The sequence below is a fragment of the Bifidobacterium pseudolongum subsp. globosum genome, assembly GCF_004155535.1.
Taxonomy (GTDB): Bacteria; Actinomycetota; Actinomycetes; order Actinomycetales; family Bifidobacteriaceae; genus Bifidobacterium; species Bifidobacterium pseudolongum_C.
This window is the reverse complement of sequence record NZ_RYUH01000009.1, coordinates 161,595-188,038: the sequence shown is the minus strand read 5'-3', so window position 1 is coordinate 188,038 and position 26,444 is coordinate 161,595. Positions and strand designations below refer to the sequence as shown.

The following is a 26,444-nucleotide window of genomic DNA, read 5'->3' as shown; positions in this document are numbered from 1 at the left end:
CCTTTCCATTGCGGTCCGGCCGGCCATGAATCATGGCCGGCCGGTCAAGCTCAGGCCTGGTCTTCGGCAATCGCGGCCTTGAGCTGTGCGACTTTGTTGGTGCGCTCCCAAGTGAAGCCGTCTTCCTCACGGCCGAAATGGCCGTAGGCAGCCGTCTTGGCGTAGATCGGGCGCAGCAGGTCGAGTTCGTCCACAATCGCCGCAGGGCGCAGGTCGAACACCCGGCGCACCGCACGCTGGATCTGGTCGCGCGTCACACCGTCCATCTCGGTGCCATACGTCTCCACATTAATGCTCACCGGTTCGGCTACGCCGATTGCGTACGCAACCTGCACTTCAACTTTGTGTGCAAGTCCGGCGGCCACGATGTTCTTGGCCACCCACCGCGCGGCGTAGGCGGCCGAACGGTCCACCTTGCTCGGGTCCTTGCCGGAGAACGCGCCGCCGCCATGGTGCGCGGCGCCGCCGTAGGTGTCGACGATGATCTTGCGGCCGGTCAGGCCGGCGTCGGCGGCCGGACCGCCCATGATGAACGATCCGGTCGGGTTCACGAGCACACGGTAGTCGTCGTGGCGCACGCGGTCGCCCAGCACCTCGTCGAGCACAGGCGTGATGACATGCTCGTTGAGCTGTTCACGCAGCCAGTCCTGGCGCACGGCGGGGTCGTGTTGGGTCGACACGAGCACGGTGTCCACACGCCGGGGCACATCATGCTCGTCGTATTCGATCGTCACCTGCGTCTTGCCGTCTGGGCGCAGCGAAGGCACCTCGCCGCTCTTGCGCACTTCGGTCAGCCGCCGGGCGAGTTTGTGCGCCAAATGGATCGGCAGGGGCATGAGCACGTCGGTCTCGTCACTGGCATAGCCGAACATCACGCCCTGATCGCCGGCGCCCTGCGCCTCATACCGTTCCTCGCGCGAAGCCGCGGTCTCCTCGTCACGCGAAAGGCGCGACACGCCCTGGTTGATCTCCGGGCTCTGCTCGGTGATCGCCACAAGCACGCCGCACGAGTCGGCGTCAAGGCCGACTTCGGAGCTCGTATAGCCAATGTCGCGCACCACGGAACGCACGATGTGCTGGATGTCGCTGTAGCCTTCGCTCGTCACTTCGCCGAAGACAAAGAACTGGCCGGTTGTGGCCGAAGTCTCCACCGCCACATGCGAATGCGGGTCCTGCCGCAGCATGTCGTCGAGGATCGCGTCGGAAATCTGGTCGCAGACCTTGTCCGGATGGCCTTCGGTCACCGATTCCGCGGAAATCAATTTGAGCTCTGCCATGTGTGTCTCCCCTTGGTACTCAATCAGTCACATGTGTGCATTGTGTGCAGGCGCGCAAAATGGCCGGGGCCCACGCACCCAAGTGCGCATAAGTGCGGCAATGCCCCGGCGCGCGCAGGCAGGCGCCTCGCGTGCCGGGGCATTGCCGATGGATGCGTCCGGTCAGTTGCCTTCGCTCAGGTCGTCTTCGCCGAGGGTCTCTTCGAGCAGGCCCTCATTGATCTCGCGGAACGCGATGGAGAGCGGCTTTTCCTGGCTCTCGTACTCCACGAGCGGGCCCACGTTCTGCAGCAGGCCTTCGTTGAGCTGCGTGAAGTAGGAGTTGATCTGACGTGCGCGCTTCGCCGCGAAGATCGCCAGCGCGTACTTCGAATCGGCGTGCTCCATAAGATCGTCAATCGGTGGATCTGCAAGTCCGGTTGGTGTAGGCTCGGTGCCGAATGCCATAGTAGAGATCTCCAAATCACTCGCAAATGCTTGTCTCAAAGAGTCCACTCTACCGCAAGCCATTGATTTGCGCCACCATGACCAACAACGCGCACGCAATTGTCAAGATTTGTCAAATATTGCCCACCATGTGGCCCAAGGTGCTGACTTTTCAGCGGGATTCCGGTTGAATGGTGCCTTATGGAAATGCGATCTGCAAAAATCATGAATGGAAGAATCTTCGCCGGTGCTCGTGCGCTCTACCGCGCGGCCGGTGTGGACGGCAAGGACTTCGGCAAGCCGATCGTCGCCATCGCCAACTCGTTCGACGAATTTGTGCCCGGGCACGTGCATCTGAACAAGGTGGGCCGCCTCGTCTCCGAAGCGGTCAAGCAGGCGGGTGGCATCCCGCGCGAATTCAACACGATGGCCGTCGACGACGGCATCGCCATGGGCCACACCGGCATGCTGTATTCGCTGCCGAGCCGCGAGATCATCGCCGACACCGTGGAATACCAGGTCAACGCGCACTGCGCCGACGCGCTCATCTGCATCTCGAACTGCGACAAGATCACACCGGGCATGCTCATGGCCGCGCTGCGCCTCAACATTCCCACCGTGTTCGTCTCCGGCGGTCCGATGGAGGCCGGCACAACGGTGCTGCCCGACGGCACCGTCAAGGAGAACACCGATCTGATCGACGTGATGTACGCCTCGGCCGACGACAACATGACCGACGAGGACCTGCTCGCCTACGAACGCACCGTGTGCCCCACGTGCGGCTCGTGCGCCGGCATGTTCACCGCCAATTCGATGAACTGCCTCAACGAGGCGATCGGCCTCGCGCTGCCCGGCAACGGCACCGTGCTCGCGTCGCACGGCTACCGCAAGCAGCTGTTCGAGCGTGCCGCGCAGACCGTGGTCGACATCGCGAACCGCTATTACCAGCACGACGACGAGTCGGTGCTGCCGCGTTCGATCGCCACCAAGCACGCGTTCGAGAACGCGATGACGATGGACGTGGCGATGGGCGGCTCCACGAACACGGTGCTGCACATCCTCGCGATGGCGCAGAGCGCCGACGTCGACTTCACGCTCGACGACATCGAGCGCATCAGCCACACCGTGCCGTGCATCTGCAAGGCGTCGCCGTCGGGCGAATGGGAGATCTCCGATGTGCACCGCGCCGGCGGCATCACCGGCATCCTCGGCGAGCTCGACCGCGCGGGCAAGCTGCACCGCGACGTGCATTCGGTGGACTACCCCTCGCTCGAAGCCAAGCTCGCGGACTGGGACATCATGCGCGACACCTGCACCGAGGAGGCGCGCGACTTCTTCAAGGCAGCGCCCGGCCACATCGTCTCGCCCGAGCCATGGACGCATGAGACGACGTTCGAGTCGCTTGACACCGACCGCGTCAACGGCGCGATCCACGACATCGACCACCCGGCGGTGACCGAAGGCGGCCTCGCCGTGCTGCGCGGCAACCTCGCGCCGGACGGCTGCGTGGTGAAGACCGCGGGCGTGCCGAAGGAGATCTGGACGTTCCGCGGGCCGGCACTCGTCGTCGAATCACAGGAACAGGCGATCGAAGTGATCCTCAACGACACGCTCAAGCCAGGCCAGGCGCTGATCATCCGCTATGAGGGCCCGAAGGGCGGCCCGGGCATGCAGGAGATGCTCTACCCCACCTCGTTCGTCAAGGGCAAGGGCATCGGCAAAGAGGTCGCGCTCATCACCGACGGCCGCTATTCCGGTGGTTCCTCCGGCCTGTCGATCGGCCATGTGGCGCCGGAGGCGGCGAGCGGCGGTCCGATCGCCCTCGTCGAAAACGGCGACATGATCGTGATCGACATTCCGAACCGCACGATCAACGTGGAGCTGAGCGACGAGGAACTCGCCGAGCGCCGTGCCAAGCTCGAGGCCGGTGACGGCTATGTGGCGCACCGCGACCGCCAGGTGAGCCAGGCACTCAAGGCCTTCGCCGCGTTCGCCCGCTCGGCGGACAAGGGCGCCACGCGTGACCCGGAGCTCATCAACAAGCTCTCCGGCCTCGCCTGACATCACGCTCCCATATAGGCAAAAGGCTGTGGGGCTGGTCCAGAATGGATTCTGGACCAGCCCCACAGCCTTTTACCATGTCTAGTGGGTGTGGCCGGACGCGACCACGCGGCAATCAGTCGAGGCCGTATTCGGCGGCGATGACGTTCCACAGGTCTTCGGCGGCCTGTTCGACGGTGTTGTTCACAATCGTCACGTCGAACTCCGGTTCGGCGGCGAGCTCCACCTTCGCGGTCTCCAAGCGCTTCGCCTGTTGTTCGGGCGTCTCGGTGCCACGGCCGATCAGCCGCTTCTTCAGTTCGTCAAAGCTCGGCGGCGCCAAGAACACGTAGACCACGTCGAGGCCGAGTTCGCGCGCGCGTTCCTTGACACGGCGCGCGCCCTGCAGGTCGATTTCGAGCACGGTGGGCACATTCGCCGCCAGATGCTCCTCCACTGGCACAAGCGGCGTGCCGTAGTGCGCCATGCCGTGCACGAGTGCCGTCTCGAGGAACTCGCCGGCGCGCTCCTTGGCTTCGAACTCGTCTTCGCTCATGAACCAGTAGGTCACGCCATCCACTTCGCCGGGCCGGGGCGCGCGCGTCGTGGCGGAGACCGAGACCCACACCTCGGGATGCTGCTTGCGCAACGCCGCCTCAACAGTGCCTTTGCCGACCGCGGTGGGGCCGGTCAACACCATGAGACGGCCGCCTGTGCGTTCCTGCTGATTCGTCACGATTCGTCTCCTTCGAGCGTTTCCATCAATGCGCGCCGAATGTCGAGCGAGATGCTTTCGGTGGCTTGGATGAGGTCCTGGATTCCCGGGCCGTGTTCCGAGATCGCGCGCGACACGGTCACGAGCACGTTGCCGTGTGTACCGCGGAACACCGTGCGCAGATCGTCCGCTTCGGCTCCCTGCCAGCCGTAGCCCGGCGACAGGATCGGTCCGGTGAAGCTGGCGGGCGCCACACCGCTTTCCTGCAGCCATTGGCCGATGGTGGCGCCGATGATCAGGCCCACCGAACCGAGGCCTTTGACGTCCTGGTTGTATTTTTGCGCGGTGTTGGCGATGCCGTAGGCCACGGTCTTGCCTTTGTATTCGCCGGTCTGGCGGATCGCCGTCTGCAGGCTCGCGCCTTCCGGGTTCGAGGTGAGCGATGCGATGAACACGCCGCGGCCGTGGTCGAGCGCGTCGTTGATCACGCCGCCGAGCGAACGCGCGCCATAATACGGCAGCAGGGTGATCGCATCCGCGAGCATCGGCGCGCCCTGCTTGAAATAGGCGTCGGCGATCGCGGAGATCGTGGTGGACAGGCCGCCGTGCAGGCAGTCGACGATGGTGATGATGTCCATCTGCCGTGCGGCATAGAGCACACGCTCAAGGGCCGCGTACCCCTTGGCCCCGTAGCGTTCGAACATCGACGACTGGAATTTGACGGCGGCGGCGCGGCCGCTGGCCGCCTGCAGCATGCGCATGGCATACAGCTCCGCGCCTTCCGCGTTCACCTGGTAACCCCACTCGGAGAGCACCTTGCGATGCGGATCGATGCCCACGCACAGTGGGCCGTTCTGCTTCATCGAGTTGCTCAGCCGCAGACCGAAATCGGACCGCAACGCAAATTGCTCCTCTGGAGTGAGCCCGGAACTCATCTCTTCACCGCCTTGCTATGCCTGCTTGCTCTCCAATGCGAACAGTTCACGGGCATGTTCCTGAATGCTCATGACCTGATAGTCATTGGCCTTGACTGCTTCGATAGCCAATAGTACCGCAGAGAACTCGGTCATCGTGGTGAACTGGGGCACATCGGCGGCGATGGCCGCGGCGCGGATCGAGTATCCGTCGGAACGCGAGCCGCGCGAGTTCGGCGTGTTGAGGATCAGGTCGATCGCGCCTTCCTCGATGAGCTCCACCACGTTCTTGCCCACGCTGCCTTCGGCCTTGTCGATCTGGACCGGGGCGTCCGGGTCGGAATCCACGCGCGCCGTGATCTTGTCGACGATCTTCGATTCGATGCCGTAGCGGCGCAGCACCGACGCCGTGCCTTCGGTGGCCCAGATCTGGAAGCCGAGCTCCACAAGACGTACCGCGAACAGCGGCAGCTGGCGCTTGTCGGTGTCGTTCACCGAGATGAACACGTTGCCGCTTGTGGGCAGGCCGCCTTCGTATGCGGAAAGCTGGCTCTTCGCGAAGGCGTGCGGGAAGTCGCGGTCGAAGCCCATGACCTCGCCGGTCGAGCGCATCTCGGGCCCGAGCAGGATGTCGACGGTCTTGCCCACGGGCGTGCGGAAGCGTTTGAACGGCAGTACGGATTCCTTGATGGCCACCTGCTGGCCCAAGCGAACATCGCCACCGTCGCCGTGCGGCAGCAGCAGGCCGTTGTCGCGCTGCCGCTGGATCGTCTCGCCCGCCATGATGCGCGCGGCGGCCTTCGCGAGGGCCACGCCGGTGGCCTTCGACGCGAACGGCACCGTGCGCGAGGCGCGCGGGTTCGCTTCGATCACATAGAGCGTGTTGGCCATGAACGCGTACTGCACGTTGATCAGGCCGCACACGCCGCACCCCTTGGCGATCGCGTGGGTGGCTTCACGCAGGCGGCGGATCTGGTCGTCGCTCAGCGTGCTCGGCGGCAGCGTGCACGCGGCGTCGCCGGAGTGCACACCGGCCTCTTCGATGTGTTCCATGATGCCGCCGATGTACAGCTCGTCGCCGTCGAACAGCGCGTCGACGTCGATCTCGATCGCGTCCTGCAGGAACTTGTCGATGAGCAGCGGCGAAGGCAGGCGCCCGGACACCACCGTGTCGGCCTTGGCTTCGTTGAGCGCGCGGTTCACGTACTTCTCGAGCTGGGCGTCGTCGTAGACGATCTCCATGCCGCGGCCGCCGAGCACGTAGCTCGGGCGCACGAGCACTGGATAGCCGATGGAGTGCGCGGCGTCGAGGGCCTCCTCGAGGCTGAGCGCCGTGCCGAAGCGCGGGGCGTTGAGTTTCTCTGCGCGCAGCACTTCGCCGAACAGTTCGCGGTTTTCGGCCAGGTCGATCGATTCGGGGGTCGTGCCCAGGATCGGCACGCCGGCGGCCTTGAGTCGCGCGGCGAGCGAAAGCGGCGTCTGTCCGCCGAGCTGCACGATCACGCCCTTGATCGGACCCATCTTCTTCTCGGCTTCGTAGATCTCGATCACGTCTTCGAACGTGAGCGGCTCGAAGTAGAGGCGGTCCGACATGTCGTAGTCGGTCGAGACGGTCTCGGGGTTGCAGTTGACCATGATTGTGTCGTAGTCCTTGCCGAGTTCCTGCACGGCGTGCACACACGTGTAGTCGAACTCGATGCCCTGGCCGATGCGGTTCGGGCCGGAGCCGAGGATGATCACGGCCGCGCGGTCGCGCTTGCGCAGTTCGGTCTCGTCGGCGTAGCACGAGTAGTAGTACGGCGTGACCGCGTCGAATTCCGCGGCGCACGTGTCGACCGTCTTGTAGACCGGGTGCAGCCCGTAGTTCCAGCGCAGTTCGCGCACGGTGTTTTCACCGGCGTCACCCAAGCCGCGCAGACGCGCGATCTGCAGGTCGGACAGACCGGCGAGCTTCGCCTTCTTGAGCAGGCGCGGCGACAGCGTTTCGGCGTCGCGCACCTGCATCGCGGTGTCGTTGATGAGCATGAACTGCTTGACGAACCACGGGTCGATCTTGGTGGCGGCGAAGATCTGCTCTTCGGTCGCGCCGCCCCAGATGGCGCGCATGAGCTGCAGGTAACGGTGCTCGGTCGGCACTTTCATCGCTTCGAGCAGCTCGGCGACCTCCTGCTCGCCCGGCTTCTCGCCGCTCCATGAGAAGCCCATGTCGCGCTTGTCGATGGAACGCATGGCCTTGCCGAGCGATTCCTGGAAATTGCCGGCGAGGGCCATCGCCTCGCCCACCGACTTCATCGAGGTCGTCAGTGTCGGGTCGGCGCCCGGGAACTTCTCGAACGCGAAACGCGGCACCTTCGTGACCACGTAGTCGATCGTCGGTTCGAAACTCGCCGGGGTGGACTTGGTGATGTCGTTCTGGATCTCGTCGAGCGTGTAGCCGAGCGCGAGCTTCGTCGCGATCTTCGCGATCGGGAAGCCCGTGGCCTTCGACGCCAGCGCGGACGAGCGCGAGACGCGCGGGTTCATCTCGATGACGATGATGCGGCCCGTGTCGGGGTGGATCGCGAACTGGATGTTGCAGCCGCCGGTGTCGACGCCCACACCGCGGATGATCGCGATGCCGATGTCGCGCAGCTTCTGGTATTCGCGGTCGGTCAGTGTGAAGACCGGCGCCACGGTGATCGAGTCACCGGTGTGCACGCCGACCGGGTCGACGTTTTCGATCGGGCACACGACCACCACGTTGTCGTTGCGGTCGCGCATGAGCTCGAGCTCGTATTCCTTCCAGCCTTCGATGCCCTCTTCGATCAGCACCTCGTCGGTCGGGGAATAATGGATGCCGGCGCCGGCGATGCGGTGCAGTTCCTCGGTGTTGTGCGCAATGCCCGAACCGAGGCCGCCCATCGTGAAGCTGGGGCGCACCACGAGCGGGAAGCCGAAGCGTTCGGCGATCGCGTCCACTTCCTCGAGCGTGTGCGCGATGTCGGAGCGTGCGGATTCGGCGCCGGCCGCCTCGACGACCTCCTTGAACGACTCACGGTCCTCGCCGCGGTCGATGGCTTCGAGCGAAGCGCCGATGAGCTCCACGTTGTACTTCTTCAGCACGCCCGCCTCACCGAGGGCCACCGCGGCGTTGAGCGCGGTCTGGCCACCGAGCGTGGGCAGCAGTGCGTCGGGGCGTTCCTTGGCGATGATGCGCTCGAGGATCGGCGTGGCGATCGGCTCGATGTAGGTGGCATCCGCCATCTCCGGGTCGGTCATGATCGTGGCCGGGTTGGAATTCACGAGGATGACACGGATGCCTTCTTCGCGCAGCACGCGGCACGCCTGGGTTCCCGAGTAATCGAACTCGGCGGCCTGACCGATGACGATCGGGCCCGAGCCGATGACCATGACCGACTTGATGTCGTTACGCTTGGGCATTCGTGGATTCCTCCTTGGCATTCTTTGCATTGGCGTCGTTCATCATCGCGACGAAGCGGTCGAACAGATATGCGGCATCGTGCGGGCCGGCCGCGGCCTCGGGGTGGTACTGCACCGAGAACGCGGGGATGTCGACGCACTGCAGGCCTTCCACAACGTCGTCGTTGAGGTCGACATGGCTCACGAACACCTTGCCGAATTTGCCATCCTGGTAGGGGGCGTCCACGGTCTGGCCGAGCGGGGCGTCCACGGCGAACCCGTGGTTGTGGGCGGTGACCTCCACCTTGCCGGTCGTCACGTCCTTGACCGGCTGGTTGATGCCACGGTGGCCGAACTTGAGCTTGTAGGTGCCGAAGCCAAGGGCCCGGCCGAGCAGCTGGTTGCCGAAGCAGATGCCGAAGAACGGGTAGCCGGCGGAAAGTACCTCACGCAGCATGGCGACCATGTCATCGGCCTGTTCCGGGTCTCCCGGACCGTTCGAGAAGAAGACGCCGTCTGGATTGATCTGCTCGATTTCCTCGAACGTGGTCGTCGACGGCAGCACGACCACGCGGCAGCCGCGCTCGGCCAGGCGCTGCGGGGTCATCGCCTTGATGCCCAGATCGACCGCGGCCACCGTGGCCACTGGTTCCTTGCCTTCGAACGCGCCGGCGGGCTCGACCACGTAGCGTTCCTTGGTGCTCACCTCGTCGTAGAGGCTCATGCCCTTCATCTGGGGGGTCTGGCGCACGTCGTCGAGCAGCGTGTCGATGCTGCGCAGCTCGCCTTGTCCGTCGAGCAGGGCGTCGCCCGAGAAGATGCCCGCGCGCATCACGCCGGCCGTGCGCAGATGGCGTACAAGCTTGCGGGTGTCGATGTGGCTGATGCCCACGATGCCGTTGTCGACGAGCGCGTCATCGAGGCTGCCTGTGGCGCGCCAGTTGCTCACATTGACGCTGGGGTCGCGCACCACATAGCCAGCGACCCAGATGCGCGAGGACTCTGGGTCGCTGGGGTTCACACCGGTGTCGCCGATGTGCGGGAAGGTCTGCACCACGATCTGGCGGTCGTAGCTCGGATCGGTAAGCGTCTCCTGGTAGCCGGTCATGGCCGTGGAGAACACGATCTCTCCACGGGTGGCCCCAACGGCGCCGTATGGTTCACCGATGTAGACCTGCCCATCTTCGAGGACGAGCACAGCATCCTGCGCGGTGTAGTTGTCGGTTGCCGAGTCGAGCTGGTTCACCCAAACCCCCAATTCATCAAGGTAGTTGTACCGTGGATAGCGGCCGGTTGAGACTCGCGACCCGGCCTAACGCGCTTGAATTCAGTTGGTCTGATCGGTAGGTGCCCCATGCGGTTTGCTTGCGCAGATGGCGCTGAGCAAACCATGGATGAAGGCGGGTGCGTCGTCGTCGCACAATTGCTTGGCGAGATTCAGCGCCTCATCGATGGCCACCTTGTCGGGCACATCGTCGTTGTAGACGATCTCCCATACCGCAATACGTAGAATATTACGGTCGACCACGTGCATGCGTTTGACTTTCCAACCTGTGGAATGCTCATTGAGCAGGCCGTCGATGTCCCGACGGTTGTCCGCCACCCCACGCACGATTTCGATGGCGTATTCGGGGAGGGGTGTCTGTGCGCCGGGTTCGGCGATGCGCTCATCGAGAAGGGACAGGATGCCCTGCCCTTTCTCGTCAGCTTCATACAGTGTGTTCAGAGCCCGTTTGCGAGCGGTGGAACGTGCCATGGAACAGTGGGTCCTTTATCTGCGCGTCAGTTCTCGCGGCCCAGATAGGAACCGTCTTCGGTGTTGACCTTGACCTTCTCGCCTTCGCCGATGAACAGCGGCACCTGGATCTCGGCGCCGGTCTCCACGGTCGCGGGCTTGGTGCCGGCGTTGGAGCGGTTGCCCTGCAGGCCGGGCTCGGTGTGGGTCACGGTCAGCACAACGGATGCCGGCAGTTCGACGGAGAGCGGGGTGCCGTCGTGGAAGGAGACGATGCAATCGGTGCCTTCGAGCAGGTACTTCGCCTTGTCGCCCACGAGGCTCTTCGGAATCATGATCTGGTCGTAGGTCGTCATGTCCATGAAGACGAAGTTGTCACCATCGTCATAGGAGTACTGCAGCGTGCGGTTGTCGACAGTCTCGAAGTCCATCTTCATGCCGGCGTTGAAGGTCTTGTCCACGATCTTGCCGGACAGCACGTTCTTGATCGTCGTGCGCACGAAGGCGGGGCCCTTGCCCGGCTTGACGTGCTGGAACTTGATGACCTGCCACAGCTGGCCGTCCAGGTTGAGGATGGATCCGTTCTTGATGTCGTTGGTAGTCTGTGCCAAAATACTCACCTATTCGTTCGCTCGTTGGAAAGCTATTGTGTTGAAAGCCATATAGAGCCTACGACATTATGCCAGAAGCCCCCTACAGCTGCAACCACACCGTCATATCGTGCGCGGCTGCCGCCATGCAAGCCTGTTCGCTCTTGACCTCATTTGCGCCCAGGCCCCGCCACTCCCCCATGTTTTGCGGTATATCGGAAAGTGATCGCGGTCGGCGCATGTTGCGCCCAACCGCCCAGACCGCATGGATTGCATAGGAGGAAACCATGAACAATCCAATGATCACCGACGCGCTGCTCGACGGCCGTTCCATCATCGTCGTGGGCCACGCCCCGCTCGCCAGCAAGGTCACCGCATTCCAGTCGCTCGTCGACGCCTTGGCGGACGAACGCAGGCTCGGCGTGATCGACGAGCACCATGTGCTGCCGCCCGTGCCACCGTCCGCGACGGTCATCGATGCCGACGGCAAGGGCGTCGACGCGATTCACCGCACCATCCGCGAGGACGACATCACCGCCGTCGCGTTCCCCACGATGCGCCGCGGCGACATTGTGCGCATGCTCATGGATTACGCCGGTCAGGAGAACGGACAGGTGCTGATGCTCAACGAGGGCATGTCCGACGCGGTGCAGACCCTGCGCGGTGACCTGCCGATGCTGCTGCTCAAATCCTCGCCGTCGGGGCATACCGAGTTCTCCGATGCCGCAATCAAGGCCATGGACCCGGTTGTGGTGACGCTGGACCGCAACGGCAATGTGGAGTCGCTCATAACCGTCGACAAGCATGCCGAAGGCATTGTGGCGATGCCGATGCAGTGACGGGCGTCCGCTCTACGCGGCACTTGGCGATGGCCTGGATTTGTGGCGTTCCACAAGTCCGGGCCATTGATTTCTTCGACATGCACATGGCGCGCACCACATGCCATTGCCGTAGACTGGCGCTTGCGGCCCGTTGCCGCCCAGCGGCGGCAACGGGCCTTATCGTCTGCCCACGAAAGGTGATTATGGTACGCAGCAGAACAGCCCAACTCATATTCCAATCGTTCTATGTGGCGATCGGCATCGTCGGCATCGTCGGCAGCCTCGGTTTCTACGAGCATTCGTTCGACGATGTCTTCTATGTGTATTTCACGAACCTCTCCAACTACCTGTGCATCGCGGTCATGCTGCTTGAGCTGATCCAGACAGCGCAACGCAAAGCCGACGGGTTCGTCACGCTCAGCCCAGCGGTCAAATTCATCAGCGTCACAGCGATCCTGCTGACATTCTTCGTGTTCAACATCCTGCTTGCCGGCGCGCCAGACCGCGACCCCGCGCAGAATTTCACGATCACGAGCATCTCATTCCATGTGGTGCTGCCGCTGCTGTTCGTCTTCGACTGGATCCTGTTCTACGAACACGGCCGTGTCAAGTGGACGTATCCGCTGTATTCGACGATCTTCCCGCTCGTGTATCTGGCGTTCATCTACATCCGCGCTTGGATGGTGGGATTCGACCTCAACGTGCCCAAGCTCTACCCCTATTTCTTCATCAACCTCGATGAGCAGGGCGTGGCGGGCGTTGTGCGCTGGGTGGTCATCCTGCTCGTCGCGTTCATCGTGCTCGGCTATGTGTTGATGGGCATCGACCGCGCGCTCGGCTCGTCCAAGCGCAACGGCGGCATTGATGTCACGGCCAACGTCTGATTCTCCCCGCATACACCAAGAGGGGGCTTCCCATCTGGGAAGCCCCCTCTACGCTAGTTCAGCGTGTCAGATCGCGTCTGATGCAATCAGGCGAGGATCTTGGTGACACGGCCCGAGCCGACGGTGTGGCCGCCTTCGCGCACTGCGAAGGTGAGGCCTTCTTCCATAGCGATCGGCTGGATCAGCTCGACCGTGAAGGTCGCGTGATCGCCAGGCTGGACCATCTCGACGCCTTCCGGCAGCGTGATGACGCCGGTGACGTCGGTGGTGCGGAAGTAGAACTGCGGACGGTAGTTCGAGAAGAACGGCGAGTGGCGGCCACCCTCGTCCTTGGTCAGAACGTAGACTTCGCCCTCGAACTTGGTGTGCGGGGTCACGGAGCCCGGAGCAGCCACAACCTGGCCACGCTCCACGTCGGTGCGGCCGAGGCCACGGAGCAGCAGACCGGTGTTGTCGCCAGCCTCGCACTCATCCATCTGCTTGTGGAAGGTCTCGATGGAGGTGACGGTGGTGGTCTGGGTCGGGCGGATGCCGACGATCTCGACGTTGGTGTTGATCGGCAGCTTGCCGCGCTCGACACGACCGGTGACGACGGTGCCGCGGCCGGAGATCGTGAAGACGTCCTCGATCGGCATCAGGAACGGCTTGTCGAGGTCGTGAACCGGGGTCGGGATATAGTCGTCGACATCGTTCATGAGTTCCTTGACGGTCTCGACCCACTTCTCGTGGTCCGGAGCGTCGTCGTGCAGCGCGCCGTAGGCGGAGGTGTGCACGACCGGGCAGTCACGGTCGAAGCCGTTCTCGTCGAGGAGGTCGCGGACCTCTTCTTCGACGAGCTCGATGAGCTCTTCATCGTCGACCATATCGCACTTGTTCAGGGCGACGAGGATCTTCGGGACGCCCACCTGACGGGCGAGCAGCACGTGCTCGCGGGTCTGAGCCATCGGGCCGTCGGTCGCGGCCACAACCAGGATGGCGCCGTCCATCTGAGCAGCGCCGGTGATCATGTTCTTCACGAAGTCGGCGTGGCCCGGGCAGTCGACGTGAGCGTAGTGACGCTTCTCGGTCTGGTACTCGATGTGGGCGATGTTGATGGTGATACCACGCTGCTGCTCTTCCGGAGCGGCATCGATCTGGTTGAAGTCATACTCCGGGTTGAGATCCGGGAACTCATCGTGCAGCACCTTGGAGATGGCTGCGGTCAGGGTCGTCTTGCCGTGATCGACGTGACCGATGGTACCAATGTTAACGTGCGGCTTAGTACGCTCGTACTTTTCCTTTGCCATGTGTGTTGTCCTCCTGGACGTTTCTCGTAGTAAGCCTTGAGCAATCAAGGCACTTGCTACATTTTACTGGGTTTCTGGGTTGTCGCCACTTATCGAGCCCGAACCCAGTCAGCGCTACAAAATACTAGCGCTGACTGGAGACAGGTTCAAGTCCGGTGGCGGCGCGTGTCACTCGCCGCGCTGGGCCTTGATGATCTCGTCCGCGACAGCCTTCGGGACCTCCGCGTACGAATCCATCTGCATGGTGAACATCGCGCGGCCCTGCGTCTTGGAACGCAGGTCGCCGATGTAGCCGAACATCTCGCTCAGCGGCACCTTCGCGTCGATGACCTTGACGCCGGTGGCGTCGTTCATCGACTGGATCTGGCCACGGCGTGCGTTGAGGTCGCCCATGACGTCGCCCATGTACTCTTCCGGAGTACGGACTTCGACGGCCATGATCGGCTCGAGGATGACCGGCTTCGCCTTCGGCGCGGCCTCCTTGAAGCACATGGAGCCTGCGATCTTGAAGGCCATTTCCGAGGAATCGACGTCGTGCACCTGGCCGTCGACGACCGTTGCCTTGACGCCCACGACCGGGAAGCCTGCGAGGATGCCGGATTCCATGGCCTCCTGCACACCAGCATCGATCGAAGGGATGAATTCCTTCGTGATGTGGCCGCCGGTGACCTCGTTCGCGAACTCGTAGACTTCGCCGTTCTCGGTGTCGAGCGGCTCGAAGTTCATGAGCACCTTTGCGAACTGGCCGGAACCACCGGTCTGCTTCTTGTGCGTGTATTCCTGGTTCATGACGGCCTTGCGGATCGTCTCACGGTAGGCGACCTGCGGCTTGCCGACGTTGCACTCGACCTTGAATTCGCGGCGCATACGGTCGACGATGATGTCGAGCTGGAGCTCGCCCATGCCCGAAATCAGCGTCTGGCCGGATTCCTCGTCGGTCTTGACCTGGAAGGTCGGATCCTCGTCGGAGAGCTTCGCGAGGGCGATGCTCATCTTCTCCTGGTCGGCCTTGGTCTTCGGCTCCACGGCCACTTCGATGACCGGGTCCGGGAAGGTCATCGACTCGAGCGAGATCGGGTGCTTTTCATCGCACAGGGTGTCGCCGGTCGTGACGTTCTTGAGGCCCACGAAGGTGTAGATGTTGCCGGCCTCGGCGGAATCCACCGGGTTTTCCTTGTCGGCGTGCATCTGGAAGATCTTGCCGACGCGTTCCTTCTTGCCCTTCGTGGAATCGAGCACGTTGTCGCCCGGCTTGACAACACCGGAGTAGACGCGCACGAACACGAGCTTGCCGTAGAACGGGTGGGTCGAGATCTTGAAGACGAGGGCCGAGAACGGATCGTCGAAGGTGGGCTTGCGGTCGATCTCGACGGATTCGTCGGACGGATCGAAGCCAACGATCGAAGGAACGTCCTCAGGGCTCGGCAGGTAGTCGACGACGGCGTCCAGCATCGGCTGCACACCCTTGTCCTTGAACGCCGAACCGCACAGGACCGGGTAGGCCTGACGGCTGATGGTCAGCGTACGGATGCCCTTGCGGATCTCCTCTTCCGAAAGCTCGCCGCTCTCGAGGAACTTCTCGAGCAGCTCTTCGTCGGATTCGGCGACCTGGTCGAGCAGTTCGGAACGGTACTGCTCGGCGCGGTCCTTGAGATCGTCCGGGATGTCCACGGTGTCGTAGTGGGCGCCCATGTCGTCCTTGACGTCGTTCCAGACGTAGGCCTTCATGCGGATCAGGTCCACAACGCCGGAGAAGTCGTTCTCAGCGCCGATCGGCAGCTGCACGACGAGCGGGGTGGCGCCCAGCTTCTCCTTGATGGTGTCGACCGAGTAGTAGAAGTCAGCGCCCAGCTTGTCCATCTTGTTGATGAAGCAGATGCGCGGAACGCCGTACTTGTCGGCCTGACGCCACACGGTCTCGGACTGCGGCTCAACACCTTCCTTGCCGTCGAAGACAGCCACGGCGCCATCAAGCACGCGCAGCGAACGCTCCACCTCGGCGGTGAAGTCGACGTGGCCCGGGGTGTCGATGATGTTGATCTGGAACTGCTCGCCCGTGTCGTGGGTCTGACGGTTCCAGAAGCAGGTGGTCGCAGCGGACTGGATCGTGATGCCACGCTCCTGCTCCTGCGCCATGAAGTCCATCGTCGAAGCGCCATCGTGCGTCTCGCCGATCTTGTAGTTCTTACCGGTGTAGTACAGAATACGCTCGGTGGTGGTGGTCTTGCCGGCATCGATGTGCGCCATGATGCCGATGTTGCGAACCTGATTCAGGTTGCTAAGCACGTCCTGTGCCATAAGTGTTCCCTGGCCCTTTCTGGTCTGGTGTGATTACCAGCGGTAATGAGCGAAGGCCTTGTTGGCCTCTGCCATCTTGTGGGTGTCTTCGCGACGCTTCACGGAAGCGCCGAGACCGTTGGAGGCGTCGAGGATCTCGTTGGCGAGACGCTCGGCCATCGTCTTCTCACGACGAGCACGGGAGAAGTCGGTCAGCCAGCGCAGCGACAGCGTGTTCGCACGGGCGGGCTTGACCTCGACCGGCACCTGGTAGGTGGCGCCGCCGACGCGGCGGGAGCGCACCTCGAGGGACGGGCGGATGTTGTCGAGCGCGCGCTTGAGCACGGCGACCGGCTCCTGGTCGGTCTTCTCCTTGACCATGTCAAGTGCCGAGTAGACGATGTCCTCGGCGATCGACTTCTTGCCGTCGAGAAGAATCTTGTTGATGAGCTGCGCGACTACGGTCGAGCCGTAGATCGGGTCCGGCAGCAGCTGGTGTTTCTTGGCGGGTCCTTTACGTGACATATCTCTTACTTCGCCTTCTTTGCTCCGTACAGGGAACGGCCCTGCTTACGATCCTTGACGCCCTGGGTATCGAGTGCACCGCGCACGATGTGGTAACGCACACCCGGCAGATCCTTAACACGGCCGCCGCGCACGAGCACGATGGAGTGCTCCTGCAGGTTGTGGCCCTCACCCGGAATGTAAGCGGTGACTTCGATGCCGGAGCTCAGACGCACACGGGCAACCTTACGCAGAGCCGAGTTCGGCTTCTTCGGCGTGGTGGTGTACACACGGGTGCACACGCCGCGGCGCAGCGGGCTTCCCTTGAGAGCCAAAGTCTTGGACTTCTTCGGCTTTGCCTTACGTCCCTTACGGACAAGCTGTTCAATAGTAGGCAACTTGAATTCTCCGATTCAGTGGTATCTGTTCTTCACTCGTGAAGCCGCCTCACCGCAGCCCCACTCCCCCTGACCCGTTACGAATCGGAAAAGACAGCCACTGTTCACCGGCCCGATGACCCTCCGTTCTCTCACCGCCGCATTGCTGCGCGTGATCCAAACGAACTCGGGGATATCCCAGCCCGCGCTCCTGTTACATAAGGTGCACGGCTGGCACACACAAGGGGCCAAGATACCACAGGCACAGAAAAAAGGCAACCCCCCGGAGTGTCTAGGTACCTCCGGGGGTCGCCTCGCTTCTCTATACCCATTGTTCGTGCCATTGCCTCGACGCCACCGCGATTGCCTTCCATTTCCCGCCAATCGCCGCGGTGGCGTCTGCCATACCCATCGCATCCATCGCGTATGCCATCACCCACGGCGCGCATCCTTTGCGCGCGATCATGCCATGTGCCGAATGACTCATCCGTTCATGCTGCCTGTTGTCTCAGTGTGCAATGTTGCAATCGTCCGGCGCCACCTTGCGCCGTCTAGGTGTTTGTAGCCCTTGTGCCGTTGCACTTACAAGTATAGTCCACGACCGCGCGCGACACGACCCCATCACTGCCCGACACGCCGTGCGTACACATTGGCCCGGCATTCGTGTATAGTGTTCACCTGTTGTCCGGTTCCCAACGGAACCGCTGCAATGGTGGCTATAGCTCAGTTGGTAGAGCATCTGATTGTGGTTCAGAAGGTCGCGCGTTCGAGCCGCGTTAGCCACCCCATCAAACCCCGTCTTCTTTGCATCGCAGATGCGCTGAGGGCGGGGTTTTCCCATTCTCCCCCGCCGCTCAGCCGCCCTGACGCGCGCCACGTTCACCGTGCGCGGCAATCCGCGCCGTTCCAAGGCCCAGCAGGTAGACTACTCAAGCAGTACACGCTGCCCGCCTACGAGCACTAAGGAGCCCGCCATGCTGTCTTTTGAAAACGACTATTCCGCCACCGCCTGCCCGCAGATCATCGCGCGCATGCAGCAGATCCAGAACGAGACCCACCCCGGCTACGGCACCGACGACTACTGCAAGGCGGCCGCCGGCAAGATCCGCGCCCTGTGCGACAGCCCGGAAAGCGACATCTGGTTCCTGACCGGCGGCACGCAGACGAACCAGGTGGTCATCGACTCGATCACCGCGCAATATGCGGGAGTCGTCTGCACGGACAGTGCGCACATCAACACGCACGAAGCCGGCGCGATCGAGGCGACCGGACACAAGGTGCTCGCACTGCCGCAGCAGGACGGCAAGATCAGCGCGCCGCAGCTCGACGACTATTGCGAGCGCTTCAACGCGGACGCGAACCATGCGCACATGGTGCGCCCTGGCTGCGTGTATGTCTCGCAGCCGACCGAATACGGCACGGTGTATACGCGCGACGAGCTCGCCGCGCTCGCGCAGGTGGCGCACGACCACGGCATGCCGCTGTTCATCGACGGCGCGCGCCTGGGCTATGCGCTCACATGTGACGCGAACGACGCGAATCTCGACGACCTTGCGCGCATCGCCGACGTCTTCACGATCGGCGGCACGAAGGTCGGCGCCATGTTCGGCGAGGCGGTCGTGTTCACGCGCGGCAACACGCCCGAGAATTTCACCGCGCTCGTCAAACTGCACGGCGCGCTGCTCGCCAAGGGCTGGCTGCTCGGCCTGCAGTTCGACACGCTGTTCACCGACGACCTGTATTTCCAGTTGTCGAAGCACGCGAACGCGCAGGCGGACAAGATCCGTCAGGCGCTGCTCGACAAGGGGTATGACATCGCGTTTGTGTCGCAGACGAACCAGATCTTCATCACGGTGACCCACAGCCGCGCCCAGGAGCTGCAGCAGCAGGTGAAGCTGGGGTTCATGGAGGCCGTGGACGCCGACCATGTGATGCTGCGCATCTGCACGAGCTGGGCCACGACCGACGATCAGGTGGCGGCGCTCATCGCGCTGCTGTAGACGCTTTCGCGCGGTTCAGTGCGTGGGGCTGTGCGCCGCGATCGTCTCGCGTTCCATCTGCACGAACTGGTGGACCGACGATTCGACGGAGTAATGCTCCTTCGTGTGGTCGGCATAGGTCTGCCCCCACTCGTTGAGTTCGCGCGGGTGTTCGATCCACCAGTCGATGTGCGCGGCGAGCTGTTCGGGGTGCCCGACCTCATAGAGCGATTCCGGGCAGAGCGCGAACTGGCTCGCCGCGCTCTGCGGCGACTTCGCGATGACCGGCACGAGCCCGCACGCCATGCCTTCGATCACACTGACCGATTCGAGGTCGGCGATGGATGGATGGCACAGCAGGTCGCACGACTGCAGCAATGCGGGCATGTCGCTGTTGCGGTGGAAGCCGATGGACGCGGGGCGCGCGAGTTTCTGACGGGCGAGCCGTTCGAGTTTGCGTTTGATCGGCCCGGTGCCGGCGATTGTCAGATGGATGTCTTCGGCGTGCGCGCTGCGTGCGATCGCCTCGATGAGCTCCACATGGTTTTTTTCGTTCGACAGGCGCCCCGAGGCCACGATCTTGAACGGCACGCCCGCCGCCTCGTCGCCCGGACGCTGCCGCTTGGGCGTGAACCGCGCCTGGTAGCCGTTTGAGATCACATGGATCGGCGCCGTGTAATGGTGCTCGTGCAACAACCGGGCCCCCAATTCCGTCGGCACATGGATCGCGTCGACGTTGCGGTACAACCAGTGCTTGAACAGCCAGTAGATGAACGAATCGGCGCCGGGCACATATTTGAGCGGCCCCGCGGAATACGTCACGTTCTCCGGCTGCACATGGTAGCCGGCCGTGACGGGCAGGCCCTTGGCTCGCGCCGCGGCGAGCGCGTGCCGCCCGAATTTGAACGGCGTGTAGATGTGCACGATGTCCACGCCGTCGAACGCGCGGTCAAACAACGTGGCGCTCGGCTGCGCGAACTGCATCTGCTGTTTCGCCGCCACCCAACTGACGAGCGGCACCCGGTTGACCTTGGCCGGGTATTCGGGTGCATTGATGCCCACGAGTCGCACATGGTGCCCCTGCCGTTCCAGCTCCTGGGCCCATTGCAACGCGGAGTTCGACGTTCCGTTGCCGCGGTTGCCGAAGGTGTCCACCACCATGGCGATCGTCAACGGCCGTTCGGTGGCCTGCTGCGGGCTTTCGCTGTTCTTTGCTGCGCACATGGAAGTTCAGTCTAACCATGACGTATGCCAAAGCGCGGCGCATGTGGACGGCGCGCGTGCGCTGGGCGCCGCCGGTGGCAAGATGGGAGACATGGCAAATCAAGATCATGCTTTCGGCACACCGTACGGCAAACATCCCACCCGCGCACTGCTCCTCGGCTCCGGCGAACTCGGCAAAGAGGTCGCCATCGCGCTCACCCGGCTCGGCGTGCGCGTCATCGCCGCCGACTCATACGAAGGCGCGCCGGCGCAGCAAGTGGCGCATGAGGCGCATGTGCTCGACATGAGCGACGCGCAGGCGCTGACCGAACTCATCGCGAGTGCCCAGCCCGACATCATCATCCCCGAAATCGAGGCGATCGCCACGCAGGTGCTCTTTGACGCCGAGCGCGCAGGCATCCATGTGGTGCCGAGCGCCACCATCGCCTCGATCTGCATGGACCGCGAAGCGCTGCGCCGTTTGGCGAGCGACGACCTGGGCCTGCCCACCTCTCCCCACCGGTTCGCCGGCTCGCTCGAGGAACTGCGTGCCGGCGCCCAAGCGGTCGGGTTCCCGTGCGTCGTCAAGCCGGTCATGAGCTCCTCGGGCCATGGCCAGTCGGTCGTGCGCGATGCCAGCGGCATCGACGCCGCGTGGCAGGAGGCGCAGCAGGGCCGCCGTGCGCACCACGACGGCGACGTCTCGCGCGTGATCGTCGAGCAGCTCGTCGACCTCGACTATGAGCTCACGATGCTCACCGTCAGCTCGAGCGCGGGCATCGTGGTGTGCACGCCGATCGGCCAACGCCAGCAGGACGGCGACTACCGCGAATCCTGGCAGCCGGCGGACGTGCCGGCGGACGTGCTGCAAGAGGCCGGCCGCATCGCGCGCGAAGCGGTGCGCGGTCTCGTGCAGCGTGCGAAGACCGATACCGCGTGGGGCGTGTTCGGCGTCGAACTGTTCGTGCTGACCGACGGCAGCGTGCTGTTCAACGAGGTCTCACCGCGCCCGCACGACACCGGCATGGTCACGATGATCAGCCAGCGCCTCAGCGAATTCGACCTGCACGCGCGCGCGATCCTCGGCGTGCCGGTCACCGAAGGCCATGTGGCGCTCGCCATGCCCGCGCACACCGCGGCGGCGAGCCACGCGATCGTGGTCAGCGGCGAGGGCGAAGTCGAGTTCTCGGACCTCGACGCCGCGCTCGCGAGCCCCGGCACCGACGTGCGCATCTTCGCCAAACCGCGTGTCGCCGGGCACCGCCGCATGGGTGTGGCGCTCGCGCTCGGCCAGGATGTGCAGGAGGCGCGCATCGCCGCCACGCAGGTCACGCAGGCGCTGCACACCGAGATTGTGTGAAATGTGAGAAACGCCGAAGAGATGTTACGAATGGTTGGTACCCTGATTGCGTCAGTTCATCAGCGCTCCAATCTTGGGTAACCAGAAGGGTGAAGCAACACTATGCAGAAACTGGACAAGCTCTACGAGGGCAAGGCCAAAAAACTGTACGCAACCGACGACCCCGACGTGCTGTGGGTCGAATACATGAACCAGGCAACCGCCGGCAACGGTGCCAAAAAAGCACAGATCGAAGGCAAGGGAAGCCTGAACAACCGCATCACCTCGGTCCTGTTCGACCTGCTGGCCGCGCGCGGCGTCGACTCGCATTTCGTGCGCCGCATCTCCGACACCGAACAGCTCGTGCGCGCCATGGACATGTACCCGCTCGAGATCATCATGCGCAACACCGCCGCCGGATCGTTCGCCAAGCGCTACGGCGTCGAGGAAGGCACCGAACTCAAGCAGCCGATCCTCGAATTCTGCTACAAGTCCGACGATCTGGGCGACCCCTTCATCAACGACGACGGCATTGTGGCGCTCGGCCTGGCCAGCAAAGAGGAACTCGATGAGATCTCGCGCCAGGCGCGCGCGGTGAACGACGCGTTGCGCGACATCTTCTCCAAGATCGACGTGCAGCTCGTGGACTTCAAGATCGAGGAGGGCAAGACCTCCGACGGCACGATCCTGCTCGCCGACGAGATCACCCCCGACACCTGCCGCCTGTGGGACCTGCGTGACGGCTCCGGCCAGATCGAGCACCTCGACAAGGACCTCTTCCGCCGTGACCTGGGCAACATCATCCCCGCCTACGAAGAGATCCTCGACCGTCTTGAGGCGCTCGCCGACGCCGAGGGCGTCGCGCGCGCCGAGTGACCTTGGCATAACGCACCCATCCCGTCCGTCCATCACCCGAGCCACCACACAAGAAGCGAAGGAACAATCGTGGTTTTCCGCGTCTATGTAGAGAAGAAACCCGGATTCGATGTCGAGGCCCAGCAGCTGACGAACGAGCTGCGCACCATCCTTGGAATCCGCACCCTCAAGGGCGTTCGACTCGTCAACCGTTACGACGTCGAGGGCATTGACGAACAGCTGTTCGAGCAGGTCGTGCCCACCGTGTTCAGCGAACCGCAGTCAGACAATGCGAGCTTTGACCTGCCGGATTTCGGTGAGAACGCCGTGTTCGCCGTGGAGTACCTGCCCGGCCAGTTCGACCAGCGCGCCGATTCGGCGAGCGAGTGCATCCAGCTCATCAGCCAGGGCGAACGCCCGACCGTGCGCACCGCGACCATCTATGCGCTCGACGGCGCGTTGAACACGCCCGACGTGGACGCGGTGAAGCATTACGTGATCAATCCGGTCGAAGCGCGCGAGGCGGGCCTCGAGACGAAAGACACGCTCACCGCGCAGGTGCCCACCCCGGGCCCGGTCGAGGTGATCGACGGGTTCCGCTCGATGGAGGCCGAGCAGATGGAGCGTTTCATCGCGGACCGCGGTCTGGCGATGGATGTGGCCGACCTTGAGTTCTGCCGCCGGTATTTCGAGGAGGAGGGCCGTGACCCGACCATCACCGAGATCCGTGTGATCGACACCTATTGGTCCGACCACTGCCGCCACACCACGTTCGGCACACAGCTCGACTCGGTGACGATCGACGACGCCGTGGTGCAGGCCGCGTTCGAGCGCTATCTGGCGATGCGTGACGAGCTGGGCCGCTCCGACCGCCCGGTCACCCTGATGGACATGGGCACGCTCGGCGCCAAATGGCTCAAGGCCAATGGCGTGATGACCGGCCTCGACGAGTCCGAGGAGATCAACGCGTGCACCGTCAAGGTGAAGGTCGACGTGAACGGCGAAGACGAGGACTGGCTGTTCCTCTTCAAGAACGAGACGCACAACCACCCCACCGAGATCGAACCGTTCGGTGGTGCGGCCACCTGCATCGGCGGCTGCATCCGCGACCCGCTCTCGGGCCGCGCCTACGTGTATCAGGCGATGCGCGTCACGGGCGCCGCCGATCCGCATACGCCGGTCGACGAGACGCTTGAGGGCAAGCTCCCCCAGCGCAAGCTCGTCACCACGGCGGCCCACGGTTATTCGTCGTACGGCAACCAGATCGGTCTGGCCACCGGCCAGGTCAATGAGATCTACCACCCCGGCTATGTGGCCAAGCGCATGGAGGTAGGTGCGGTCGTCGCGGCCACGCCCGCCGACCATGTGCGCCGCGAGACCCCGGCCCCGGGCGACAAGATCATCCTGCTGGGCGGCCGCACGGGCCGCGACGGCATCGGTGGCGCCACCGGTTCGTCGAAGGCGCACAATGTCGAATCGCTCGAGCTCGACGGCGCCGAGGTGCAGAAGGGCAACGCTCCCGTGGAGCGCAAGCTGCAGCGCCTGTTCCGCCGTGGCGACGCCACACGCCTGATCAAGCGTTGCAATGATTTCGGTGCGGGCGGCGTCTCCGTGGCCGTGGGCGAGATCGCCGACGGCCTGGACGTGGACCTGAACAAGGTGCCGAAGAAATACGAGGGCCTCGACGGCACCGAACTGGCGATCTCCGAATCCCAGGAACGCATGGCCGTCGATGTGGCCGCCGAAGATGTGGACGAGTTCCTGCGCTACGCCCAGGAAGAGAACCTCGAAGCCGTGGTGATCGCGACCGTGACCGAGGACCCACGCATGGTGATGCGTTGGAACGGCGACGAAATCGTCAACCTCTCCCGCGAGTTCCTCTCGTCCAACGGCGCCGACAAGCACCAGGACGCCCACGTTGCGCAACAGGGCACGTATGTGACGCCGTTCAACGAAGGCACCCTCGCCGAGCGGTTGGACGCGATGCTCAACGACCTCAATGTGGCTTCCAACAAGGGCCTTGCCGAGCGCTTCGATTCCACGATCGGCGCCGGTACGGTGCTCATGCCGTTCGGTGGCCGCGAACAGCTCACCGCGCCGATGGCCATGGTGGCCAAGCTGCCGGTGTTCGGCGAGACGACGACGGCATCTGCCATGGCATGGGGCTTCAACCCCTACATCATGGAGCGCAACCAGTTCACCGGCGCATACCTTTCTGTCGTGGAATCGCTCGCCAAGCTTGTGGCCGCCGGCTTTGAGCATGAAAAGGCGTATCTGAGCTTCCAGGAATACTTCGAGAAACTGCGCGACGAGCCCGACCGTTGGGGCAAGCCGGTCGCCGCCGTGCTGGGCGCGCTCATGGCCCAGGTCGACCTGGGTGCGGGTGCGATCGGCGGCAAGGATTCCATGTCCGGCTCGTTCGAGGATCTGGATGTGCCGCCCACGCTGATCTCGTTCGCCGTGGCGGTGGGCGACATGCGCCGCGCCACCTCCCCCGAGTTCAAGGCGCCGGGTCACCGTGTGGTCCGCATCGCCCCCGTCTACCATGCCGATGGCCTGACACCGGACAAAGACGGCCTGCTCGAGGCCTTCTCCACGGTCGAACAGCTTGTGGACTTCCATGACGCGGTGGCCATCTCCACCCCGGGCTATGGCGGCACCGCCGAAGCGCTGTTCCGCATGGCGCTCGGCAACCACATCGGTGTGAGCTTGGATGATGCCATCAGTGTCGACGACCTGTTCGCCCCGGCATATGGTTCGTTCATCGTCGAGCTCGCCGACGACGCGAAGATCCCCGCCACGTCGAACCTCGTGGAGATCAGCGAGATCGGCGAGACGACCGAGGACTACACCTTCCACGCCGCTGGTGAGGATTTCGCATTGGCTCCGCTTCAGGAGACATGGGAGAGCGCGCTTGAAGACGTGTTCCCCTATCGCCACACCGAGCACGCCACCAACGAACTCGTGGAGACCGTGGTCTTCGACGCGGGCCGGCGCGCGCCATACACCGGTCCGAAGATCGCCAAGCCGCGCGTGGTGATCCCGGTGTTCCCGGGCAACAACTGCGAATACGACACCGCTGCCGCGTTTGAGCGTGCCGGCGCGGAGGTCACGACGCTCATCGTCAACAACCTCACCCCGCAGGCCGTCACCGAATCGACGCAGGCGCTCGTCGAGCAGATCGGCCGCAGCCAGATCGTCATGATCCCCGGCGGTTTCTCAGGCGGCGACGAACCGGATGGTTCGGCGAAGTTCATCACCGCGTTCTTCCGCGCGCCCGCGGTCACCGAGGCCGTGCGCGATCTGCTCAAGAACCGCGATGGCCTCATGCTCGGCATCTGCAACGGCTTCCAGGCCCTCATCAAGCTGGGCCTTGTGCCGTACGGCGACATCGTGCCGATGACCGACGAGTGCCCCACGCTCACGTTCAACGAGATCGGACGCCACCAGAGCCGCCTTGTGCGCACGCGCATCGCGTCGAACCTCTCCCCTTGGCTCGCCAAGACCCAGGTGGGCGATGTGCACACCGTGGCGATCTCGCATGGCGAGGGCCGGTTCGTGGCGCGTCCCGACCTGCTCACGCAGCTCGCCATCAATGGCCAGATCGCCACGCAGTACGTGAGCGAAGATGGTGTGCCGAGCATGGATCTTTCGGTGAACCCGAACGGTTCCATGATGGCGGTCGAGGGCATCACGAGCCCCGACGGCCACGTGTTCGGCAAGATGGGCCACTCCGAGCGTTCGGGCAATGGCCTGTATGTGAATGTTCCGGGCAACACCTACCAGCCGATCTTCGAGGCGGGCGTGGAATACTTCGCGTAAC

Annotated in this window: 20 protein-coding genes and 1 tRNA gene; 8 read left to right on the top strand and 13 right to left on the bottom strand. The window is 63.7% G+C overall.

All coding sequences use genetic code 11. From position 1 onward, the window contains the following. Positions 1 to 50 precede the first annotated feature (50 nt). On the bottom strand, positions 51 to 1,277 hold the full coding sequence (gene metK / locus PG2093B_RS03480; protein WP_129897310.1) for a methionine adenosyltransferase: 1,227 nt from the start codon (positions 1,275 to 1,277) through the stop codon (positions 51 to 53). 162 nt (positions 1,278 to 1,439) lie between these two features. Next, the gene (rpoZ, locus tag PG2093B_RS03475) at positions 1,440 to 1,724 is read right to left on the bottom strand and encodes a DNA-directed RNA polymerase subunit omega (RefSeq protein ID WP_022857762.1); all 285 of its coding nucleotides are present in this window, start codon (positions 1,722 to 1,724) and stop codon (positions 1,440 to 1,442) included. 180 nt (positions 1,725 to 1,904) lie between these two features. Here rpoZ and ilvD point away from each other — a divergent pair, with 180 nt between their 5' ends. After that, on the top strand, positions 1,905 to 3,764 hold the full coding sequence (ilvD, locus tag PG2093B_RS03470) for a dihydroxy-acid dehydratase (RefSeq protein WP_026643376.1): 1,860 nt from the start codon (positions 1,905 to 1,907) through the stop codon (positions 3,762 to 3,764). Positions 3,765 to 3,879: 115 nt separating this feature from the next. On the opposite strand, the gene gmk is transcribed toward ilvD, so the two are convergent. The 6 genes from gmk to efp all read right to left on the bottom strand — a co-directional run bounded on the left by gmk (position 3,880) and on the right by efp (position 11,117). Further along, entirely contained in the window at positions 3,880 to 4,443 is a 564-nt protein-coding gene (gene gmk / locus PG2093B_RS03465; protein ID WP_051125540.1) for a guanylate kinase, read from the bottom strand. 32 nt (positions 4,444 to 4,475) lie between these two features. Beyond that, entirely contained in the window at positions 4,476 to 5,393 is a 918-nt protein-coding gene (gene pyrF / locus PG2093B_RS03460; protein ID WP_129897308.1) for an orotidine-5'-phosphate decarboxylase, read from the bottom strand. Between the two features lie 15 nt (positions 5,394 to 5,408). Beyond that, a complete protein-coding gene (carB, locus tag PG2093B_RS03455; RefSeq protein ID WP_129897306.1) occupies positions 5,409 to 8,792 on the bottom strand; it encodes a carbamoyl-phosphate synthase large subunit in 3,384 nt (1,127 codons plus the stop codon). After that, on the bottom strand, positions 8,779 to 10,017 hold the full coding sequence (gene carA, locus PG2093B_RS03450) for a glutamine-hydrolyzing carbamoyl-phosphate synthase small subunit (protein ID WP_129897304.1): 1,239 nt from the start codon (positions 10,015 to 10,017) through the stop codon (positions 8,779 to 8,781). Before carA ends, carB begins: the two co-directional genes overlap by 14 nt. Before the next feature lie 81 nt (positions 10,018 to 10,098). Next, positions 10,099 to 10,527 (bottom strand): transcription antitermination factor NusB, encoded by a 429-nt coding sequence (nusB, locus tag PG2093B_RS03445; protein WP_129897302.1) that lies wholly within the window; start codon positions 10,525 to 10,527, stop codon positions 10,099 to 10,101. A 26-nt stretch (positions 10,528 to 10,553) separates the two neighbouring features. Beyond that, entirely contained in the window at positions 10,554 to 11,117 is a 564-nt protein-coding gene (gene efp, locus PG2093B_RS03440; protein ID WP_022857767.1) for an elongation factor P, read from the bottom strand. Positions 11,118 to 11,383: 266 nt separating this feature from the next. Here efp and PG2093B_RS03435 point away from each other — a divergent pair, with 266 nt between their 5' ends. Together PG2093B_RS03435 and PG2093B_RS03430 are read left to right on the top strand one after the other, a co-directional pair. Continuing rightward, positions 11,384 to 11,935: a hypothetical protein gene (locus PG2093B_RS03435; protein WP_129897301.1), complete on the top strand. Its 552-nt coding sequence runs from the start codon at positions 11,384 to 11,386 to the stop codon at positions 11,933 to 11,935. 185 nt (positions 11,936 to 12,120) lie between these two features. After that, positions 12,121 to 12,801, top strand: a complete 681-nt coding sequence (locus PG2093B_RS03430; protein ID WP_129897299.1) for a Pr6Pr family membrane protein — start codon at positions 12,121 to 12,123, stop codon at positions 12,799 to 12,801. An 86-nt stretch (positions 12,802 to 12,887) separates the two neighbouring features. On the opposite strand, the gene tuf is transcribed toward PG2093B_RS03430, so the two are convergent. The 4 genes from tuf to rpsL all read right to left on the bottom strand — a co-directional run bounded on the left by tuf (position 12,888) and on the right by rpsL (position 17,266). Then, complete coding sequence (gene tuf, locus PG2093B_RS03425) at positions 12,888 to 14,087, bottom strand: elongation factor Tu (protein WP_022857769.1); 1,200 nt, start codon at positions 14,085 to 14,087, stop codon at positions 12,888 to 12,890. A 168-nt stretch (positions 14,088 to 14,255) separates the two neighbouring features. Continuing rightward, positions 14,256 to 16,385 carry an elongation factor G gene (gene fusA, locus PG2093B_RS03420; protein WP_101398542.1) on the bottom strand — a complete coding sequence of 710 codons (2,130 nt, stop codon included), beginning with the start codon at positions 16,383 to 16,385 and terminating at the stop codon, positions 14,256 to 14,258. Positions 16,386 to 16,418: 33 nt separating this feature from the next. Next, positions 16,419 to 16,889, bottom strand: coding sequence for a 30S ribosomal protein S7 (gene rpsG / locus PG2093B_RS03415; protein WP_003813834.1), 471 nt, complete (start codon positions 16,887 to 16,889; stop codon positions 16,419 to 16,421). Between the two features lie 5 nt (positions 16,890 to 16,894). Beyond that, entirely contained in the window at positions 16,895 to 17,266 is a 372-nt protein-coding gene (gene rpsL, locus PG2093B_RS03410) for a 30S ribosomal protein S12 (protein ID WP_004269067.1), read from the bottom strand. A 691-nt stretch (positions 17,267 to 17,957) separates the two neighbouring features. Here rpsL and PG2093B_RS03405 point away from each other — a divergent pair. Then, positions 17,958 to 18,033 (top strand) — tRNA-His (locus PG2093B_RS03405). Positions 18,034 to 18,219: 186 nt separating this feature from the next. After that, positions 18,220 to 19,245: a threonine aldolase family protein gene (locus PG2093B_RS03400; RefSeq protein WP_129897297.1), complete on the top strand. Its 1,026-nt coding sequence runs from the start codon at positions 18,220 to 18,222 to the stop codon at positions 19,243 to 19,245. 15 nt (positions 19,246 to 19,260) lie between these two features. Here the strand turns inward: PG2093B_RS03400 and PG2093B_RS03395 are convergent, their stop codons facing one another. Continuing rightward, the gene (locus PG2093B_RS03395) at positions 19,261 to 20,448 is read right to left on the bottom strand and encodes a glycosyltransferase (RefSeq protein ID WP_129897295.1); all 1,188 of its coding nucleotides are present in this window, start codon (positions 20,446 to 20,448) and stop codon (positions 19,261 to 19,263) included. Between the two features lie 91 nt (positions 20,449 to 20,539). On the opposite strand from PG2093B_RS03395, the gene purT reads away from it, so the two are divergent. The 3 genes from purT to PG2093B_RS03380 all read left to right on the top strand — a co-directional run bounded on the left by purT (position 20,540) and on the right by PG2093B_RS03380 (position 26,443). Further along, entirely contained in the window at positions 20,540 to 21,787 is a 1,248-nt protein-coding gene (gene purT / locus PG2093B_RS03390) for a formate-dependent phosphoribosylglycinamide formyltransferase (protein WP_129897293.1), read from the top strand. Positions 21,788 to 21,889: 102 nt separating this feature from the next. After that, positions 21,890 to 22,642 carry a phosphoribosylaminoimidazolesuccinocarboxamide synthase gene (gene purC, locus PG2093B_RS03385; RefSeq protein WP_026643386.1) on the top strand — a complete coding sequence of 251 codons (753 nt, stop codon included), beginning with the start codon at positions 21,890 to 21,892 and terminating at the stop codon, positions 22,640 to 22,642. Between the two features lie 69 nt (positions 22,643 to 22,711). Next, complete coding sequence (locus tag PG2093B_RS03380; RefSeq protein ID WP_129897291.1) at positions 22,712 to 26,443, top strand: phosphoribosylformylglycinamidine synthase; 3,732 nt, start codon at positions 22,712 to 22,714, stop codon at positions 26,441 to 26,443. The last annotated feature ends 1 nt before the right edge of the window (position 26,444 follow it).

What these genes read in the sequence shown, in the direction of transcription:
- metK (WP_129897310.1), bottom strand. Translation starts at nt 1,277, where the DNA reads ATGGCAGAGCTCAAATTGATTTCCGCGGAATCGGTGACCGAAGGCCAT.
- rpoZ (WP_022857762.1), bottom strand. Translation starts at nt 1,724, where the DNA reads ATGGCATTCGGCACCGAGCCTACACCAACCGGACTTGCAGATCCACCG.
- ilvD (WP_026643376.1), top strand. Translation starts at nt 1,905, where the DNA reads ATGGAAATGCGATCTGCAAAAATCATGAATGGAAGAATCTTCGCCGGT.
- gmk (WP_051125540.1), bottom strand. Translation starts at nt 4,443, where the DNA reads ATGGTGTTGACCGGCCCCACCGCGGTCGGCAAAGGCACTGTTGAGGCG.
- pyrF (WP_129897308.1), bottom strand. Translation starts at nt 5,393, where the DNA reads ATGAGTTCCGGGCTCACTCCAGAGGAGCAATTTGCGTTGCGGTCCGAT.
- carB (WP_129897306.1), bottom strand. Translation starts at nt 8,792, where the DNA reads ATGCCCAAGCGTAACGACATCAAGTCGGTCATGGTCATCGGCTCGGGC.
- nusB (WP_129897302.1), bottom strand. Translation starts at nt 10,527, where the DNA reads ATGGCACGTTCCACCGCTCGCAAACGGGCTCTGAACACACTGTATGAA.
- PG2093B_RS03435 (WP_129897301.1), top strand. Translation starts at nt 11,384, where the DNA reads ATGAACAATCCAATGATCACCGACGCGCTGCTCGACGGCCGTTCCATC.
- PG2093B_RS03430 (WP_129897299.1), top strand. Translation starts at nt 12,121, where the DNA reads ATGGTACGCAGCAGAACAGCCCAACTCATATTCCAATCGTTCTATGTG.
- tuf (WP_022857769.1), bottom strand. Translation starts at nt 14,087, where the DNA reads ATGGCAAAGGAAAAGTACGAGCGTACTAAGCCGCACGTTAACATTGGT.
- fusA (WP_101398542.1), bottom strand. Translation starts at nt 16,385, where the DNA reads ATGGCACAGGACGTGCTTAGCAACCTGAATCAGGTTCGCAACATCGGC.
- rpsG (WP_003813834.1), bottom strand. Translation starts at nt 16,889, where the DNA reads ATGTCACGTAAAGGACCCGCCAAGAAACACCAGCTGCTGCCGGACCCG.
- PG2093B_RS03400 (WP_129897297.1), top strand. Translation starts at nt 18,220, where the DNA reads ATGCTGTCTTTTGAAAACGACTATTCCGCCACCGCCTGCCCGCAGATC.
- PG2093B_RS03395 (WP_129897295.1), bottom strand. Translation starts at nt 20,448, where the DNA reads ATGTGCGCAGCAAAGAACAGCGAAAGCCCGCAGCAGGCCACCGAACGG.
- purT (WP_129897293.1), top strand. Translation starts at nt 20,540, where the DNA reads ATGGCAAATCAAGATCATGCTTTCGGCACACCGTACGGCAAACATCCC.
- purC (WP_026643386.1), top strand. Translation starts at nt 21,890, where the DNA reads ATGCAGAAACTGGACAAGCTCTACGAGGGCAAGGCCAAAAAACTGTAC.